This is a genomic window from Bradyrhizobium niftali, from assembly GCF_004571025.1.
GTDB lineage: Bacteria > Pseudomonadota > Alphaproteobacteria > Rhizobiales > Xanthobacteraceae > Bradyrhizobium > Bradyrhizobium niftali.
On sequence record NZ_SPQT01000010.1, the window covers coordinates 226,384 to 244,032 of the forward strand.

Genomic DNA, 17,649 nt, shown 5'->3' on the forward strand with positions numbered 1-17,649 from the left:
CTCTGCAGCTGCGCAAAGCGCAGTCGCTGAGCGTAACCCACCTCTTTAAGTACCGCAGAGACAGAAGAGGTGGGTTACGCCTTCGGCTAACCCACCCTACGATTCCACCCAAGTGGAGGAAACGATGACAGCGCTCCCCGACGTCCCCCTGCCCGCCGGCATCCGCTCGCGCTATGTCGACGGCATCAACGGCTTGCGCATGCATGTGCTGGAGGCCGGCTTCGAGACCAAGGGCCGCCCCTGCATTCTGCTGCTGCACGGCTTTCCCGAGCTTGCCTTCTCCTGGCGCAAGGTGATGCCGGCGCTCGCTGCCGCCGGCTATCACGTGATCGCGCCGGACCAGCGCGGCTATGGCCGCACCACCGGATGGACCGCGGATTACGACGGCGACCTCGCGCCATTCCGTCTGTTCAACCTGGTGCGCGACGCGCTGGGTCTGGTGTCGGCGTTCGGCTACAGGCAGGTCGATCTGGTCGGACATGATTTCGGCAGCCCGGTCGCATCCTGGTGCGCGCTGATCCGGCCCGACATATTCCGCTCGGTCACGATGATGAGCGCGCCGTTCGGCGGACCACCGCCGCTGCCGTTTGGCACGGTCGATGCACCGACGCAGGTTTTGGCCGAAGATCCCGTGCATCGCGAACTCGCGGCCCTGCCGCGTCCGCGAATCCACTATCAATGGTACTATTCGACGCGCACCGCCAACGCCGACATGCATCACGCACCGCAAGGCGTGCATGATTTCCTGCGCGCCTATTACCATCACAAGAGCGCGGACTGGACCGACAACAAGCCCTATCCGCTCAATTCGTGGTCGGCAGGTGATCTGGCAAAGCTGCCGACCTATTATGTGATGGATCTGAACGAGACCATGGCCGAGACGGTCGCCAAGGAGATGCCTTCGCCGGCAGCGATCGCCGCCAATCAATGGCTGCCGGACAACGAACTCGCGTACTACAGCGCCGAATATGGCCGCACCGGTTTCCAGGGCGGGCTGCAATGGTATCGCTGCGGCACCTCGGCCGCTTTCAACAACGAGTTGCAGCTGTTCTCGGGCCGCAGCATCGACGTGCCCTCCTGCTTCATCTCCGGCAAACAGGATTGGGGCACCTATCAGCGCCCCGGCGTGTTCGAGGCGATGCAGAAAAGCGCGTGCACCAAGATGCTCGGTTGCCATCTCGTGGACGGTGCCGGCCATTGGGTGCAGCAGGAGCAGCCGATCGAGGTGAGCCGCTTGCTGCTCGACTTCCTGGCCAAGACTTACTGACTAAGGCCCACGCGACTGATTTGACCCGGGAACCACGGCGGCCTATATAGTTTAGAATAATTCTAAACTACTGGGACAGGGCCGTCGTGAAGAATTTTGCCGATCTGACCGAGCGCGAGGTGCTTGCGGTCGCGATCTCCTCCGAGGAGGAGGACAGCCGCATCTACATGACCTTCGCCGAGGATCTGAGGGAGCGTTACCCGGACTCGGCCAAGATCTTCGAGCAGATGGCCGAGGAAGAGCGCGGACATCGCCACATGCTGCTGGAGACGTACGAACAGCGTTTCGGTCCGCACCTGCCGCCCATCCGCCGCGAGGACGTCAAAGGCTTCCTGCGCCGCCGCCCGGTCTGGCTCACCAAGAACCTGTCGCTCGACACCATCCGCAGGGAAGTCGAGACCATGGAAATGCAAGCCGAGCGCTTTTACGTGAAGGCCGCCGAACAGGCGCAGGATGTCGGCGTGCGCCGCTTGCTCGGCGATCTCGCCGAAGCCGAGAAGGGCCACGAAGAGATGGCCGCAAAGCTGGCGGACCAGATCCTCAGCCCGGATGTGCGCGCCGAGGAAGATCGCACCAACCGCCGCATGTTCGTGCTGCAATATGTGCAGCCGGGCCTTGCCGGCCTGATGGACGGATCGGTCTCGACGCTGGCGCCGCTGTTTGCCGCCGCGTTTGCCACCCACCAGAACTGGCAGACGTTTCTGGTGGGCCTCGCCGCCTCGATCGGCGCCGGCATCAGCATGGGATTTGCGGAAGCGCTGTCCGACGACGGCTCGCTCACGGGGCGCGGCTCGCCGTGGCTGCGCGGTCTCACCTGCGGCCTGATGACGACGCTCGGCGGGCTTGGCCATACCGCGCCCTATCTGGTGCCCGACAGTTGGGCCAATGCGTTCTGGATCGCGACGGCGATCGCCGGAATCGTCGTGTTCTTCGAGCTATGGGCGATCGCCTTCATCCGCTCGCGCTACATGGACACGCCGTTCCTCCAGGCCGTGTTCCAGATCGTGCTCGGCGGCGCCATCGTGCTGGCGGTGGGGATATTGATCGGGGCGGCGTAACGACCTCACACTCGCTGTCATCGCCCGCGAAGGCGGGCGATCCAGTACGCCGTGGCGGATATGGCGAGATCGAGCTCTCAAACGCGGGCCTTTGGAGTACTGGATCGCCCGGTCATGCCGGGCGATGACACCGACTTTTTGGCACTGCCCGACGACCCTCATCCACATATCAATCGCGATCAAACAGCGGTTGCAGCGTTCGGCCAAACTGCGCATCATCCTCCAGCAACCAGAGCGGGAGAAGCGCCGTGGCCAAATCGGAATGGAGTTTCAAGAGCGCGGTCGAGCTGTCGGCCGCATTGACCACGAAGAAGGTCTCCGCGGTCGAGCTCACGCGGGACGCGATCGACCGCATCGAACGGCACGACGGCAAGATCAACGCGGTCTGCGTGCGCGATTTCGATCGCGCACTCGTCGCGGCGCGCGAGGCGGACGCCGGATTGGCGCGCGGCGAGCGCAAGCCGCTGCTCGGCCTGCCCTTGACGATCAAGGAATCCTTCAACATCGCCGGCCTGCCGACGACCTGGGGCTTCGTTCCGCAGAAGGATTTCAAGCCTGTCGAAGACGCGCTAGCGGTGCTGCGCATCAAGCAGGCCGGCGGCGTGATCCTCGGCAAGACCAACGTCCCGATAGGCCTCGGCGACTGGCAGAGCTACAACGACATCTACGGCACCACGAACAACCCCTATGATCTCGGCCGCACGCCGGGTGGATCGTCCGGGGGATCTTCGGCAGCCCTCGCCGCGGGTTATTGCGCGCTCGCCACCGGCTCCGACATCGGCGGCTCCCTGCGTGTGCCGGCATTTCATTGCGGCATCTTCGCTCACAAGCCGACCATCAATCTCTGCGCAGCGCGCGGCGAGACTCCGCCGCCGTTTCCGGCCATTCCGCGCGAAGGCGACCTCGCCGTCATCGGTCCGATGGCGCGCACGGCAGCGGATCTTTCCTTGCTGCTCGACGTCATGGCCGGACCGGATCCGCTCGATGCCGGCCTCGCCTACAAACTCGATTTGCCTGCTGCGCGGCATCAGTCGCTGCGCGATTTTCGTGTCCTGGTGATCGAGAGCCATCCGCTGCTGCCGACTGACCGGGACGTGCGCGGCGCGATCGACAAGCTCGCCACCGACCTCACGAAGGCCGGCGTGACGGTCGCGCGCGAGAGCACGCTGCTTCCGGACTTCGCGGAGACGTCGCGGCTTTACATGCGCATGCTGCTGAGCTTCCTCGGCGCGTTCTTCCCGCCCGACGAGCTGGCGGATGCGCAAGCCGGAGCGAGTCAACTGTCGCCGGAAGACCGGAGCCTCGGCGCGGAGCGACTGCGCGGCATTACTGCAAGCCACCGCGCCTGGGTGTTCGACGCCGGCGCCCGCGCCGTCCTGCGCGCGCAATGGCGCGCGCTGTTCAAGACCTTCGACGCGGTGATCTGCCCGATCATGCCGACGCCAGCCTTTCCGCATGATCATTCGCCGGAGCAGCGCCTGCGAAGAATCGACATCGACGGCACGGACTATCCCTATTCCGACCAGCTCGCATGGCCGGGCATTGCGACGCTTCCGGGCCTGCCGGCAACGGCCGTTCCGCTCGGTCTGTCGAAGGACGGCCTGCCGGTCGGCGTCCAGATCGTCGGCCCCTTCCTCGAGGACCGCACGCCCTTGAAGCTCGCCGAGCTGATCGAGCGCGAGTTCGGCGGCTTCACACCGCCGCCATTGTTCGATGATTAGCTTTCGCCCGTCATTGCGAGCGAAGCGAAGCAATCCAGACTGTATCCGCGGAGAAATTCTGGATTGCTTCGTCGCAAGGGCTCCTCGCAATGACGGAGCAAAATAACGTCGAGCTTCGCGCAACGCGCGCTCCGGAATGACAAGGGAGAGAACGTCATGAGCCAGGACATGGAAGAGCTCACCGCGCTCAACCGCGACTACGTCGCCTCCGTTCAGAACTGCGACGTCAAGCGGTTCGACCAGATCCTGGCGCCGGAGTTCTATTGCTCCAATCCCGACAAGACGCTGGTCGACCGCGCCGCTTTCCTGGAACAGACGGCACGGCCGATCGCGATCCGGAACCTCAGGGAGCAGGACGTCATCATCCGCATCATGGGCGACTTCGCCATCATCCACGCGGCGACAAGCTACACCACGGCAGACGGCCAGCAGGCGACGGGCCGCTACACCGATTGCTGGTCGAAGAAGAACGGCAGATGGCTCGCGGTGTCGGCGCACGTGTCGCGGTGAGGCGGGGTTACGGACTGTCATGCCCCGCGAAGGCGGGGCATCCAGTACTCCGCGGCAGCAGTTCGTTCATTCAACTCCCGCCGCGGAATACTGGATCGCCCGGTCGAGCCGGGCGATGACACCTGTTTCGGGGCGCCGCCAGCGCTAGCTATCAAACACGATCACGCTTCGCAGCGTCTTGCCCGCCTTCATGTTGGCAAAGCCCTCGTTGATCTCCGACAGCTTCAGCTTGGCCGAGATCCAGTCCTCCAGGTGCAGCCGGCCGCGCAAATAGAAATCGACCAGGCGCGGCATGTCGACGCGGAAATGGTTCGAACCCATGGACGAGCCCTGGATCCTGCGTTCGCGCAGGAAGTCGAAGCCGTGCAGCTCGATCTTCTGGCCGAACGGGATCATGCCGACGATGGTAGCGGTGCCGCCGGAGGCGAGCATGCCAAACGCCTGCTCCGCGGTTTCCTTGCGGCCGAGCACCTCGAAGGAATGATGCACGCCGCCATTGGTGAGATCGCGGACCTGCTTCACCACGTCGCCGTCGGCGGGATTGATGATGTCGGTCGCGCCCAGCTTGGTCGCGAGCTGCAGCTTGGCCGGGTTGGTGTCGATGGCGATGATGCGGCCGGCGCCGGCGATCTGCGCGCCGTTGATCGCGGCCATGCCGACGCCGCCGCAGCCGATCACCGCAACGGTCTCGCCCGCCGTCACCTTCGCCGTATTCACCACTGCGCCATAGCCGGTGATGACGCCGCAGCCGATCAGCGCGGCGAGATCGAGCGGCATCTCCTTCCGGATTTTGACGATCGCGTTCTCGTGCACCAGCATCTGCTCGGCGAAGGACGAGAGGTTGAGGAACTGATGCAGCTTCTCGGAACGCGACCATTGCATGCGGTCGGAGACGCCCGGCAGCAGCTTCACCGTGGTATCGGTGCAGAGCACGGTACGGCCGGTGGTGCAATTGTCGCAGGTGCCGCAGAACACCGACAGGCAGGTGACGACGTGGTCGCCCGGCTTCACGTAGGTGACGTCGGAGCCGACCTGCTCGACCACGCCGGCGGATTCATGCCCGAGCACCGCGGGCAGCGGATGCGGATAGAGGCCTTCCATGAAGTGCAGGTCGGAGTGGCAGAGGCCGGCGACCGATGTGCGGATCAAAACCTCGCGCGGGCCCGGCTTCGGCAGGCTGACATCCTCGATGACCAGCGGCTTGTTGACTTCATAGAGGACGGCGGCCTTCATCGAGCACTCCCTGTCGCTTTTTTGTTTTGAACGCGGGCGCAGCCTACGCTGCCAGAACCAGTTCGCCAACCTCGCTCATCCCAGCCGCGCGATCGCCGAGCAGCAGCGCGGCGATCTTTGTCTGCGCGGCATTTTCCGTCAGCCGGAACGGATCGCTCGGCGCCACGCGGTGATCAATCACCAGACGCGACAGCAGCAGCCGGCGCGCATCGCCGCGCATGGCGTGGATGCGATGCGCTTCCCACGCGAGCGCGACGGCGCTTGCGACATGATAGAGCAGGCTGGTGGCGCGCCGCGCGTCGGCCTCGTTTTCTGACTTGCCCGCGACCTCGCGCGCGAAGCCGACCGCACGATCGGTAAGACCGCGCAAACGGTCGCGCCAGGCCTGCGGCACGAACGCGCTGTCATCGAGCCGGGCATGCAGGTCGGCGGCGAGCGCAGCTTCGGCGCCGTGGCGGCCGACCGCGCGCCTCAGCGCATCGATCGCGACGATGTTGCCGGTGCCTTCCCAGACCGAGCCGAGATGGGCGTCGCGCAGCAGCCGGGCGGTGGCGAATTCCTCGATATAGCCGATGCCGCCACGCATCTCGAGCGCATCGCCGCAGACTTTTCGTGCATCGCGCGTAGCGCGGAATTTCAGCGTGGGCGTCAGGATACGCAGCAGCGCCGCCGCATCCTGGCTGCCGGCTTCGGCGCGGTCGAGCGCGTCGGCGGTGAGGAAGCTCATCGACAGCGCCTGCTCGACCGGCAGCATGATCTTCAGCATCTGCCGCCGGCCGAGCGGCAGGTCGATGATGCGGCTGCCGAACACCACGCGGTTCTTCGCCACCGTCATGGCGTCGTGATAGGCGCGGCGCATCAGCGCGGTGGATTTGACGCCGTTGGAGAGCCGCGACGAATTCACCATCTCGGCCATCTGCACGAAGCCGCGGTCGAGCTTGCCGACGGCGTAGGCGATCGCGCCTTCGAGCTTGATCTCCCCTGAGGCCATCGAGCGCGTGCCGAGCTTGTCCTTCAGACGGACGATCCGGTAGTGGTTCTGCGCGCCGTCGTCGAGGAAGCGCGGCATCAGGAACAGGCCGACGCCGCGCGTGCCGGGGCCGGCGCCTTCGGGACGCGCCAGCAGCATCACGACCTTGGCATCCGCGTTCGAGCAGAACCATTTTTCGCCAGTGAGGCGCCAATGGTCGCCCTCCTGCACGGCGCGCGTGGTCAGCGTGCCGACGTCGGAGCCGCCCTCCTTCTCGGTCATGAACTGGCCTCCTTGCGTCAGCTTGCTCATGTCGGTCTGGGTGAGACCATCGAGATATTTTGCCTTCAGCGCCTCGCTGCCGAAATTCGCCAGGAGTTTTGCGCAGCCGTCGGTGACGTTGATCGGGCAGCCCATGCCGAATTCGGTCTGGTTGAACAGGAAGGTGAAGGCGTGCTTTGCCACGACAGGATATTTGTCCGGCCAGCCCATGATGCCCTTGCGGATCGACAGCGCGTGGATGCCGAACTCGCCGAACGCGGCCTTCTCCAGTTCGCGATAGGCCGGGTGGTATTCGATCCACTGCACGTCGCGGCCGAACTTGTCGCGCTGGTGCAGCACCGGCGTGTGCCGGTCGGCGAGGCGCGCACATTCGTCGAGATGGCCGCCGGCGAGCTCGCCGAGGCGATCGAGATGCGGCTCGATGTGACGGAACAGCGTCTCCGGCAGGTGGATGCGCAGCAAATCCGTCAGCGCCGGATCGGCGCGGTAGAAATTCATGCCTGTGGTATCGGGCGCCAGCAGGCCGGATGGCGCGGACGCGGCATTTTTCGGCTGCGCTGTGACCGGCTTGTGCATGATCGTCCTCTTCGTTTCCGCCCGACGGCATTTCTTAGCGCTTGCCGCTTGGGATGATGTCGATCATGCTCCAGCCAGGAAGCCGGATAAAGCCGCAAATTGTCAGGGAGGCATGATCGCGGTGAAGGAGCAATTCGCTCTGCGGAATTGTGATCGGCAGGGCCTGCACCCCGGCTGGTTGTCCGCACGGCGGATGCATAGATCAACGGCTTCCCGTCTCCGAGAGATCACGCCATGGAACACCCGAAATACAAGATCGCGCTCATCGTCGGCGCCGGCGAGGGCCTGAGCGCCTCGCTGGCGCGGCTGCTCTCCGCCCAGGGCATTCGCGTGGCGCTTGCCGCGCGGAAGATCGAGAAGCTGGGCGCGCTCTGCACCGAGACCGGTGCAAGAGCCTATGCCTGCAACGCGACGGAGCCGGATGAGGTCGAGCGCCTGTTCGGCCTCGTCGAGCGCGAGATCGGCACGCCCGATCTCGTCGTCTACAATGCCAGCGGCCGCACCCGGGGGCCGCTCGTCGACCTCGTCCCGGCCGATGTCGCGCAGGCGATCGCGGTCAGCGCCTATGGTGGTTTCCTGGTGGCGCAACAGGCGGCCAAGCGCATGCTGCCGAACAAGCACGGCGCGATCCTGTTCACCGGCGCTTCGGCCAGCGTCAAGGGCTATGCGCAGTCCGCTTCCTTCGCGATGGGCAAGTTCGCGCTGCGCGGCCTCGCCCAGAGCATGGCGCGCGAACTCTCGCCGCAAGGCATCCATGTCGCGCATTTCGTGATCGACGGCGGTATCAGGAGCGCGGCGCGGACGGAAGCAGCCGACAATCCGGATTCAATGCTCGATCCCGACGCGATTGCAGAAAGCTACTGGAACGTGTTGCAGCAGCCGCGCAGCGCCTGGAGCTGGGAGCTGGAGCTGCGGCCGTGGGTGGAGAAGTTTTGAGGCGATAACATCACAACAACCGTCATTGCGAGCGAAGCGAAGCAATCCAGAGATGGCTCCGCGGAGGCAGACTGGATTGCTTCGTCGCTTCGCTCCTCGCAATGACGAATAGAGAGGGAGCGACATGACCACGGACACCACCGTCGACACCGGCACCAGTGAGCTCCTCTGCGTCATCCGCGACCGCGTCGCGGTGATCACGCTGAACCGGCCGGAGGCGCGCAATTCGCTGTCGGACACGCTGACGCCGGCGCTGCGCACGATGATCCGCACCTGCGCCGAGGATCCCAGCGTCGGCGCGCTGCTGATCACCGGCGCGGGCGAAGCGTTCTGCGCCGGCGGCAACGTCAAGGGCATGGGCGCGCATCGCGATCCGAAGAAGCTGGAGATGCCGCTGGAGGATCGCATCACCGATCTCCAGGAGCGGCAGCGGCTGCTCACCGGCGCGCTGGTGTCGGTGCGCAAGCCCACGATCGCCGCGCTGCCGGGGCCGGCGGTCGGCGCGGGGCTTGCCATCGCCATGGCCTGCGACATCCGCATCGCCGCGCAATCCGCCTTCATCGCCACCGGCTATGCCCGCATCGCGCTGAGCGGCGATTATGGCATCGCCTGGCTGTTGACCCGCCTCGTCGGCACCGCGCGGGCGCGCGAACTGATGTTCACCGGCGACAGGGTCGATGCCGCGCGTTGTGAAGCCATCGGCCTCGTCAACCGCGTCGTGCCCGACGACCGACTGCAAGCCGAAGCCTTCGCGCTGGCCAAATCGCTCGCCGAAGGCCCGCGCCAGGCGTTGCGCTACATGAAGGACAATCTCGACGAAGCCATCCAGTTCGATTTCGAGACCGCCCGCGATCACGAGGCCGAACGGCTGATCCGTCTCACCACGACCGCCGATCACAAGGAGGCGGTGCAGGCGTTCATCGAGAAGCGGAAAGCGGTGTTCACGGGGAAGTAGGGCGTCGCGGCGCCGTCATTCCGCGGCGATGCGCAGCATCGAGCCCGGAATCCATTGGGCCGCAAGACACGCGGTGAAATGGATTCCGGGTTCGCGCTACGCGCGCCCCGGAATGACGGCTTCGGAAGATCTACGCGCCAACGATTGCATGAGGCAAAAAATGCCCGGCTCAGGTCGACCCGAGCCGGGCTTGCAGTCGTGTCAGGCCGAGGCTGAGGGGCTGTCGGCCTGACGGGAAAGGGCGGCGAGACGCCAGCTCGCGCAGGGAATGTCCTTCGGTGCGACCGCGATCTCCTTGTCGAAGCGCACCAGCTTCCAGTCATCGGGGTGATTGACGAAGGCGAAGCCGGATTTGCGGGCGAGCGAGATCATGGTCTCATTGGAACGCAGCGTATCGCCGAACATGTGCTCGGCACCCAGCGCGGCCGCGCGGCATTCGAGATTCTTCATGAGCGCGGTGGCGATGCCGTGGCCCTGCCAGCGGTCGTCGACCGACAGCCCGAATTCGAGCGTCGAGGTCTCGACGTGGAAAGCGTAGCGCGCTTCGGCGACGATGGTCTCGAAGCCGTCCACCATCTTGGTCGCGACCACAGTGAAGCGCTCGCGCTCGCCGACCTGGAGGAAGTCGTCCAGCAGGCCCTTCGGCAATTCGCTGATCGCGCCGAAGAAGCGGTTGTAGCGGGAGCGGGTCGAGAGCGAGCGGAAATAGTGCTGAAGCTCCTCGGTGTCGCGCGGCTGGACGAAGCGAACGTTGATCGCCTCGCCCCGCCGGGTGCGCAGCGTGTCCGAATATTGCTTCAGATCTTCCAGGCGAAGAGTGCTCATGACACGTGCCCTGCGGAAAGAGGGACCGCCGGCGCCCCTGTGATCAGGCGGCGCCGGCCTGGCGGCCAATCAGGCCCGCCAGAAGGGTTTGTCGGCCTCATAGGCGATGTCGGACCAGGACAGGCCGACGTCGTGCAGGTCGCGGGCCGTCCAGTTGGTCAGTTCGCGGCGGGTCCGGTAGCGCTCGTGCCAGACATGGAGCGTCTCGCCGATCTGCTGGATCAAGCCGGGTGCATGATGATTTGTCATCGAATTCTGGGTCAAGGTAGACATTTTCAGCTCCTGGAGCTAAGTTGACCACTAATATCTGCGCTCCAGTGCGTTGCGACAAACGACAATTTGTACCTCTTCGCATGAAATAACGTCATGTATCCTGCTGCCAGATGACTGCCAGATTGCCCTCCCTGAACGGATTGCGGGCCTTTGAGGCCGCCGCGCGCCATCTCAGCTTCACGCTGGCGGCGACGGAGCTGAACGTGACGCAGACCGCGATCAGCCATCAGATCCGGCGATTGGAGGAGGAGCTCGGCATCCGCCTGTTCATCCGGCAGAACCGCGCGCTGGCGCTGACGCCGGAGGCGCGCGACTACCTGCCGGGGGTCCGCGCCGCCTTCAACGACCTCCGCCTCGCCACCGACCGCCTGCTGCGCAGGGACGACGACAAGGTGCTGACGCTCTCGACGCTGGCCTCGCTTGCCGCAAAATGGCTGCTGCCGCGGCTGACCGATTTCCAGGAGCAGCATCCCGGCATCGACGTCCGCATCACCACGTCGACCAGCCTCGTCGACTTCCAGCGCGACGATGTCGATGCCGCAATCCGCTATGGCCGCGGCCAGTGGCCGGGCCTGCGTGCCGACTGGCTGATGGCGGACGAGTTGTTTCCGGTGTGTAGTCCGTCGCTGTTGCGCGGCGACAAGCCGCTACAGCGTCCGGAGGATCTGCGAAATCATCCGCTGCTGCACACCTCCAACGCCAACAGCGACGACTGGCGGCTGTGGCTGACGGCGGCAGGCCTTCCGGCCGATATCGCCAAGCAGCCCGGCATCACCTTCGACATGATCTTCATGACCATCCAGGCTGCGATCGACGGCATCGGCGTGGCGATGGGGCGGACGTCCTACGTGCAGGACGACATCGCCAAAGGTCGCCTCGTCGTGCCCTTCAAGATCGCGCTGCCGGCCGATGCGGGCTTCTATCTGGTCGCGCCGGAGGGTCGCCGCGAGGCGCCAAAGCTCGCCGCGTTCCGTCAGTGGATCGTTGCTGCGACGCAAAATAAAACCTGAAAAATCATCAGCTTCCTCCTGAAAACCGATTGACCCGCCGCGCCCTGCGCGGCAAGTGGTAGGACAGATTGTCGCAGCAACACACAATCTGTCGCCTGCCGAGAAGTGAGTTCCGGTCCGGCCACATTTGAAGGGGAGCAACGTCATGGCTGGACCAGCAACCAATCCGCCCGAGATCAAGTCGCGCATCGGCGCGATCCTGCGCGCCACCTCAGGCAATTTCCTCGAACAGTTCGACTTCTTCCTGTTCGGCTTCTATGCCGCCGCCATCGGCAAGGCGTTCTTCCCCTCCACCAACGAGACCGCCTCGCTGCTCAACACCTTCGGCGTGTTCTGGCTCGGCGCCCTGATGCGGCCCGTCGGCGCGATCGTGCTCGGGGCGTACATCGACCGCATCGGCCGCCGCCAGGGCCTGATCGTCACGCTCGGCATCATGGCCATCGGCACCGTCGTGATCGCGTTCTGCCCGAGCTACGCGACCATCGGCATCGCGGCGCCCGTCATCGTGCTGATCGGCCGCCTGCTGCAAGGCTTCTCCGCCGGCGTCGAGCTCGGCGGCGTGTCGGTCTATCTCGCCGAGATCTCCACGCCCGGCAACCGCGGCTTCTACACCTCGTTCCAGTCGTCGAGCCAGCAGGTCGCGATCTTCGTGGCCTCGATCCTCGGCTATCTCCTCTCCGAGGTGATGCCGGCCGACACGGTGGCCGCCTGGGGCTGGCGCATTCCCTTCTTCGTCGGCTGCCTGATCATTCCCCTGATCTTCTTCCTGCGGCGCACGCTCGAGGAGACGCCGGCCTTCCTCGCCATGAAGAAGCATCCGACCGCGAGCGAGGTGTTCGCCTCCGCCCTCGCCAACTGGCGCATCGTCATCCTCGGCATGATGATCGCGATCCTGACCACGACGACGTTCTACTTCGTCACCGTGTACACGCCGACCTTCGGCAAGACCGTGCTGAAGCTGTCGACGCAGGACGCTCTGCTCGTGACGCTGCTGGTCGCCGTGACCAACTTCTTCTGGAATCCGGTCGGCGGCGCGCTGTCCGACCGCATCGGCCGCAAGCCGGTGCTGATCACCATCGCCTGCCTCGCGCTCGTCACCGCCTACCCCGCGCTGCACTGGCTGGTGGCCGCGCCGACCTTCGGCAAGCTGCTCGCGGTCGAGATGATGTTCTCGTTCTATTTCGGCGTCTACAGCGGCACCATGCTCGGCGCCCTCGTCGAGATCGTGCCGGCGCATGTCCGCACCACCTGCTTCTCGCTCGCCTTCGCGCTCGCGGCCGCGCTGTTCGGCACCTTCACGCCGTTCGCCTCGACCTGGCTGATCGAGCGCACCGGCGACAAGGCCTCGCCCGGTTTCTGGCTGATGTTCGCCGCCCTGCTCGGCATCATCGCGGCCTCGACGGTGTATCGCAGCGGCGGCAAGGCGGTGCCGACATATGATGCGGTGGCGGAGCCGGTTGCGGGGCACTAGCTCAGTGTCATTCCGGGGCGCCTCGAAGAGGCGAGCCCGGAATCCATTTCTCCCAGCATTCCTGTCGCACGATGGATTCCGGGCTCGATGCTTCGCATCGCCCCGGAATGACAGTGGGGGCCTACAGCTCCACCACCACGTAATCGCTCTCGACCTTCACCGTGACAGTCTCGGCGACATACGGCCCCTTCACCACGCTCGCGCCGGGCTCGACATGGGCCGGGTAGGCCTTCACGCGGAAGCGGCGAGGGTCGCAGTAGGACTGGCCGGTGCGGATGTCGAACTCCCAGCCGTGCCAGGGACAGCGGATGATCTCGCCAAGCTTGGTGTATTCGATCTCGCCGGGATCGCTCGATTGCGCGAGCCCGATCAGCGGCCCCTCGCACAGCGCCGCGCCCTGATGCGGGCAACGGTTCATCAGGCCGAAATATTCGCCCTTGATGTTGAAGACCGCGATCGGCCGTCCCTCGATCTCCAGGAATTTTCGCGTGCCGGGTGGCAACTCATTGACCGGCGCGATCACGTGACGCGCCATCAATTGATCCCGTAGAGCTTCCGGGCATTGCCCAGGTAAAACGCCTCGCGGTTGGTATCGCTGACGCCCGCCGGCAAGACGCGCGACGGCTCGTCGTAGTCCCAGTGCGGATAATCGGTCGCGAACAGCAGGCGGTCCCAGCCGATCCACTTGATGACGTCGAACAGATCCTCGCGCCGCTCCGGATCTTCCATCGGCTGCGTGGTCCACCACACCTGCTCGCGGATATATTCCGACGGCGGACGCTTCACATGCGGCACTTCGCTCCTGAGCCGCCGCCAGGCCTTGTCCAGTCGCCACGCAAGCGATGGCGCCCAGCCGAAGCCGGCCTCGATCATCACCATCTTCAGCTTCGGGAAGCGCTCGAACACGCCTTCCAAAACGAGACTGGCCAGCGCCGATTGCTGGCACTGCGAATGTCCGACCATCTCCTCGATGTAATAGGAAGGCCAGCCCGACGGCGTGATCGGGTTACCGCCGAAGCCGAAGGCGTGGACGCCGACGGGAAGGCCGGCCTCTTCCGCGGCCTGATAGATCGGCCAATAGCGGCGCTGGCCGAGCGGCTCGACGTTGCGGCTGAGCAGCAGCACCTGAACGAAATTCTTGTCGCCGGCGCGCTCGCGGATTTCGGCGGCGGCCGACAGCCCGTCCTCATTGGCGACGACGATGGACGCTTTCAGCCGTTTGTCCTTGCTGGTCCATTTGTCGATCTGCCAGTCGTTGATCGCCGAGCACAAAGCGGCCGAGAGCTCGTGATTGCGGATGCCCTGCCCCGTGTTGAGCGGATTGAGCACGCCCAGCTGCACGTTGTTGGGGTCGAGCAGCTGCTTCTGCATGAAGGCGAGCGAGGAGCCCTGCGGCCCGCCTTCCGGCGGATAGGCGTCGCGGCGCGAGGCGTTGGGCTGGGCCTTCGGATAGGGCGGGCCTTCCATCATGCCCTGGTAGGCGTGCACACCGTAGACTTCGAGATGATGCTGCCAGCGTTTGGCGAGATAGGGATAGAGCTCGGTACGGGTCGCGCGGGCCGGATGGATGTCGCAATCCGCGATCGCGGTCTTGGTCGTCAGGGGGGAAGCGGCTTCGGTGCTTTCGCGGAATTGAATATTCATCGCCTTGCCTCCTCTGGCAGCGGCTAAGTCAGGCGGGGATAGGTCGCATGCGGATTGTCGATCATGATCTTGCGCACGAGATCGGGGGTGAGGCCCTGGGGGAGCGCGTCCTGGCCGTCGAACTGCCAGTGCGGATAGTCCGTGGAGAATAGGACCAATTCGTCCGACTGCATATGATCAAACAGGCGAATTAATGTCTCGGGTTCCGGCGGCGCATCAAATGGCTGTAACGAGAAGCGGATGTTGCTGCGCACAAGTTCCAGCGGCGCGCGATCGACCCAGGGCGTCTCCATCCGCACCCCACGCCAGAATTTGTGAAGCCGCCAGAGATAAGGGGAGATCCAGGAGACGCCGGACTCCAGCATCACCATTTTCAGCCGCGGATATTTGGCGAACACACCCTCGACGATCACGCTGGTGAGCTGGGTCTGGAACGCCTGGGCCTGACCGACATAATCCTCGATGTGATAGGAACCCCAGCCGACCGAGGTCGGCGGATTGTGATAGGCGGAACCGGCATGGATGCCGACCGCGAGGTCCAGCCGTTCCGCGGCCTCGTAGATCGGCCACAGCGCGCGCTTGCCGAGCGGCGTGTCGCCCATGACCAGCATCAAGACCTGCACGAAGCGCCGGTCCTGCGCGCAGCGTTCGATCTCGGCGACGGCCTTCTCGACGCTTTGCGTGGGGATCACGATCGAGCCGCGCAGCCGCTTGTCACGATCGAGCCATTCCTTCACCAGCCAGTCGTTCAGCGCGCGACAGAACGCAGCCTGCATGTCCTCGGAAAACACCATTTGCACGCCGTAGAGCGGATTGCAGATGGCATGCTTGAGTCGAAAGGGATCGAGCACATGGCGCTGCATGTCCTCGAGGCTTTCGCCCGGCTTGCCGCTTTCGGGACGCCAGTCGGGACGCGCCACGATCGGCGAGTTCTGCGGGTAGGATTGCGAAACGAGATCAACCATGCCGCGCGTCGTCACCTGATCGCGCCAATAGTCGTTCAGGTACGGCAGCAGGCTGGTCAGATGCGGCACGGCCGGATGCACGTCGCAATCCACCCCGCCGGCGATCAGGGACGCCATCACGTCTCCTTCACATTTCCTCGTCACGTCTTCTCGCGAGCGGACAGGCCACTCCGCCTTGTGTGCGCCATTCAAGCAGGCCTGACCGTCGCCCGCAACTCGGCCAAGGCAGCCAGCTTATGCTAGGAAGGCTGAGCTCGGTTGCGAGGGAATGAGAGGTTAAAGGGATGAAAGAGCTCGTCGGCATTGCGGAACAGGTCGCGGCCCAATTGATCGCGCGCAAACAGACCATCGCGGTGGCGGAATCCTCGACCGGCGGCCTGATCGCGGCCAGCCTGCTCGCGGTGCCCGGTGCGTCCGCCTTTTTCCTCGGTGGCGCCGTGGTCTACACCCGCGATGCCAGGCGCGTGCTGATGGATATTTCGGACGAAGGAATGAAGGGCTTCCGCTCCTCGTCGGAGCCCTACGCGAAGCTCCTCGCCGAACAGATGCGCAGCCGCTTCAATTGCGACTGGGGCCTGTCCGAAACCGGCGCCGCCGGCCCCACCGGCAACCGCTATGGCGACGACGCCGGCCATAGCTGCATGGCGGTCGCGGGCCCCGCGGCAGAGGTGATGACGCTGGAGACGGGCGGCAGCGACCGGCTTGCGAACATGCAGGTATTTGCGGCGACGGCGCTGAGATTGCTGCTGAAGAAACTGGAGGGGTGAGCTGCTGCGCGAGTGAGTCGGGACCGGCTTGCTACATAGTTGCTGTCGTGCCCCGCCACCGGGTCTCGCCTTCGGCGAGCCCGATGACAGGCTCCGGCGGGGCATCCCGTACGCCGCGACTTCTCGATTCAATCACTGCTGTCTCGGAGTACTGGATCGCCCGCCTTCGCGGGCGATGACAGCGGAGGATGGGGCGATGACAGCGGAAAACAAGGCGACACTACCCCCCCAAATGCCGCATGAAGATCCGCACCACATATCCCTGAAACCGCGGGGCTTCGTCGTAGAGGTCTGACGCGATCCGCTCGATGGTCTCGCGCAGCGACAGGAACTGCGCCTGCCGCGCGCTGCTTTCGGTGCCCTGCATGCCCGCGAGCTCGTCCATAGCGGCGTCGCTGATCTGACACTGCACGACCTCGCCGTCGTTCAGCATGGTGAAGCGAAAGGCCAGCCGTTCGAGATCATGACCAATGATTTTGTCGCGCGTCAGCGGCATCCAATTGTCCCGTTCGCGCCCCCGAACGGGACAATGCTGAAAATCTGGCGCGTTGTCACTATCCGCGCCAGAGGACATGGCAGTCATACGGAGCCTATCAACCAGCGCGGCGCTATGAGACGGCGACTCACCACCTTCAGTATGCGAACGCCGTGCCGGTCGGCTTATCGAGTGCCGCGGCCAGCGATCGGTACTCCTCGCAATCCGTCCCGCAGATGGATGCGATCCGGCCGAGGTGATAGAGCGCCTGCTCGCGGTTGCCCCGCTCGAGTTGCCACAGTCCGTAATATTGCCACGTCAGCACGTGGTTCGGATCGGCCTTCAATGCGCGCTCGTACCAGACCTGCGACTGCTCGTAGTCACCGAGCTTGCGGTAGGAGTAGCCGATGAGGTTGGCGACGTTCGGATGGTCGTCATGTCCAAGCGATTTCAGTTGCGCGATCGCAGCCGCATAGTCGTTGCGCTCGTAGATCGTGTCATAGGCCACGCGGTAGCCGGCCGCGAATGCGGGATCGCCGATGCTGGACTGGTTGTTGGGCTTTTTGTTCTTCTGCGTGGCCTTCGTTCCCGAGCGCTTCGGATAGGTCGGTTGGGCCGTGCTCGGCGCTGAATAGGTGCTCGCAAAAGGATCCATGCCGCCACCTCCGCCGCCACCTCCGCCACCGCCACCGCCACCGCCGCCTCCTGCAG

At 64.8% G+C, this 17,649-nt stretch carries 18 protein-coding genes; 9 read left to right on the plus strand and 9 right to left on the minus strand.

The annotated features are described in order from the left end of the window. Positions 1-124 precede the first annotated feature (124 nt). The 4 genes from E4K65_RS19685 to E4K65_RS19700 all read left to right on the plus strand — a co-directional run bounded on the left by E4K65_RS19685 (position 125) and on the right by E4K65_RS19700 (position 4,556). Complete coding sequence (locus E4K65_RS19685) at positions 125-1,267, plus strand: alpha/beta hydrolase (protein ID WP_167770957.1); 1,143 nt, start codon at positions 125-127, stop codon at positions 1,265-1,267. An 86-nt stretch (positions 1,268-1,353) separates the two neighbouring features. Then, positions 1,354-2,325, plus strand: coding sequence for an iron exporter MbfA (mbfA, locus tag E4K65_RS19690; RefSeq protein ID WP_135175571.1), 972 nt, complete (start codon positions 1,354-1,356; stop codon positions 2,323-2,325). A 248-nt stretch (positions 2,326-2,573) separates the two neighbouring features. Further along, positions 2,574-4,046: an amidase gene (locus E4K65_RS19695; RefSeq protein WP_135175572.1), complete on the plus strand. Its 1,473-nt coding sequence runs from the start codon at positions 2,574-2,576 to the stop codon at positions 4,044-4,046. 156 nt (positions 4,047-4,202) lie between these two features. Next, on the plus strand, positions 4,203-4,556 hold the full coding sequence (locus tag E4K65_RS19700) for a nuclear transport factor 2 family protein (RefSeq protein WP_135175573.1): 354 nt from the start codon (positions 4,203-4,205) through the stop codon (positions 4,554-4,556). Between the two features lie 144 nt (positions 4,557-4,700). Here the strand turns inward: E4K65_RS19700 and E4K65_RS19710 are convergent, their stop codons facing one another. Together E4K65_RS19710 and E4K65_RS19715 are read right to left on the minus strand one after the other, a co-directional pair. Further along, positions 4,701-5,789 (minus strand): Zn-dependent alcohol dehydrogenase, encoded by a 1,089-nt coding sequence (locus E4K65_RS19710; protein ID WP_135175574.1) that lies wholly within the window; start codon positions 5,787-5,789, stop codon positions 4,701-4,703. A gap of 43 nt (positions 5,790-5,832) precedes the next feature. Beyond that, the gene (locus E4K65_RS19715; RefSeq protein WP_135175575.1) at positions 5,833-7,617 is read right to left on the minus strand and encodes an acyl-CoA dehydrogenase family protein; all 1,785 of its coding nucleotides are present in this window, start codon (positions 7,615-7,617) and stop codon (positions 5,833-5,835) included. A 234-nt stretch (positions 7,618-7,851) separates the two neighbouring features. Here E4K65_RS19715 and E4K65_RS19720 point away from each other — a divergent pair, with 234 nt between their 5' ends. Together E4K65_RS19720 and E4K65_RS19725 are read left to right on the plus strand one after the other, a co-directional pair. Further along, the gene (locus E4K65_RS19720; protein WP_135175576.1) at positions 7,852-8,553 is read left to right on the plus strand and encodes an SDR family oxidoreductase; all 702 of its coding nucleotides are present in this window, start codon (positions 7,852-7,854) and stop codon (positions 8,551-8,553) included. A 124-nt stretch (positions 8,554-8,677) separates the two neighbouring features. Next, positions 8,678-9,508 carry an enoyl-CoA hydratase gene (locus tag E4K65_RS19725; protein ID WP_135175577.1) on the plus strand — a complete coding sequence of 277 codons (831 nt, stop codon included), beginning with the start codon at positions 8,678-8,680 and terminating at the stop codon, positions 9,506-9,508. A 201-nt stretch (positions 9,509-9,709) separates the two neighbouring features. Here the strand turns inward: E4K65_RS19725 and E4K65_RS19730 are convergent, their stop codons facing one another. Both E4K65_RS19730 and E4K65_RS19735 read right to left on the minus strand, forming a co-directional pair. Further along, entirely contained in the window at positions 9,710-10,333 is a 624-nt protein-coding gene (locus E4K65_RS19730) for a GNAT family N-acetyltransferase (RefSeq protein WP_135175578.1), read from the minus strand. 69 nt (positions 10,334-10,402) lie between these two features. Continuing rightward, positions 10,403-10,606 carry a DUF1127 domain-containing protein gene (locus E4K65_RS19735; RefSeq protein WP_027543408.1) on the minus strand — a complete coding sequence of 68 codons (204 nt, stop codon included), beginning with the start codon at positions 10,604-10,606 and terminating at the stop codon, positions 10,403-10,405. Between the two features lie 110 nt (positions 10,607-10,716). Between E4K65_RS19735 and E4K65_RS19740 the strand changes: the two genes are divergently transcribed. Together E4K65_RS19740 and tcuC are read left to right on the plus strand one after the other, a co-directional pair. Further along, positions 10,717-11,616, plus strand: a complete 900-nt coding sequence (locus E4K65_RS19740) for a transcriptional regulator GcvA (protein ID WP_135175579.1) — start codon at positions 10,717-10,719, stop codon at positions 11,614-11,616. Between the two features lie 145 nt (positions 11,617-11,761). Next, the gene (gene tcuC / locus E4K65_RS19745; protein WP_135175580.1) at positions 11,762-13,087 is read left to right on the plus strand and encodes an MFS transporter; all 1,326 of its coding nucleotides are present in this window, start codon (positions 11,762-11,764) and stop codon (positions 13,085-13,087) included. 121 nt (positions 13,088-13,208) lie between these two features. Here tcuC and E4K65_RS19750 read toward each other — a convergent pair whose 3' ends face one another. From E4K65_RS19750 to E4K65_RS19760, 3 genes are read right to left on the minus strand one after another with little or no spacing between them, the layout of a single operon-like run. Continuing rightward, positions 13,209-13,622 carry a Rieske (2Fe-2S) protein gene (locus tag E4K65_RS19750; RefSeq protein ID WP_135175581.1) on the minus strand — a complete coding sequence of 138 codons (414 nt, stop codon included), beginning with the start codon at positions 13,620-13,622 and terminating at the stop codon, positions 13,209-13,211. After that, positions 13,622-14,731, minus strand: a complete 1,110-nt coding sequence (locus tag E4K65_RS19755) for an amidohydrolase family protein (RefSeq protein WP_135175582.1) — start codon at positions 14,729-14,731, stop codon at positions 13,622-13,624. The genes E4K65_RS19750 and E4K65_RS19755 overlap by 1 nt, the downstream gene beginning before the upstream one ends. 23 nt (positions 14,732-14,754) lie before the next feature. After that, a complete protein-coding gene (locus tag E4K65_RS19760) occupies positions 14,755-15,813 on the minus strand; it encodes an amidohydrolase family protein (protein WP_025575108.1) in 1,059 nt (352 codons plus the stop codon). A 167-nt stretch (positions 15,814-15,980) separates the two neighbouring features. Here E4K65_RS19760 and E4K65_RS19765 point away from each other — a divergent pair, with 167 nt between their 5' ends. Next, positions 15,981-16,463, plus strand: a complete 483-nt coding sequence (locus tag E4K65_RS19765) for a CinA family protein (RefSeq protein WP_135175584.1) — start codon at positions 15,981-15,983, stop codon at positions 16,461-16,463. A gap of 220 nt (positions 16,464-16,683) precedes the next feature. Here E4K65_RS19765 and E4K65_RS19770 read toward each other — a convergent pair whose 3' ends face one another. Then, the gene (locus E4K65_RS19770; protein ID WP_025575111.1) at positions 16,684-16,959 is read right to left on the minus strand and encodes a DUF1488 family protein; all 276 of its coding nucleotides are present in this window, start codon (positions 16,957-16,959) and stop codon (positions 16,684-16,686) included. A 136-nt stretch (positions 16,960-17,095) separates the two neighbouring features. Next, entirely contained in the window at positions 17,096-17,593 is a 498-nt protein-coding gene (locus E4K65_RS19775) for a tetratricopeptide repeat protein (RefSeq protein WP_235885683.1), read from the minus strand. Positions 17,594-17,649 lie beyond the last annotated feature (56 nt).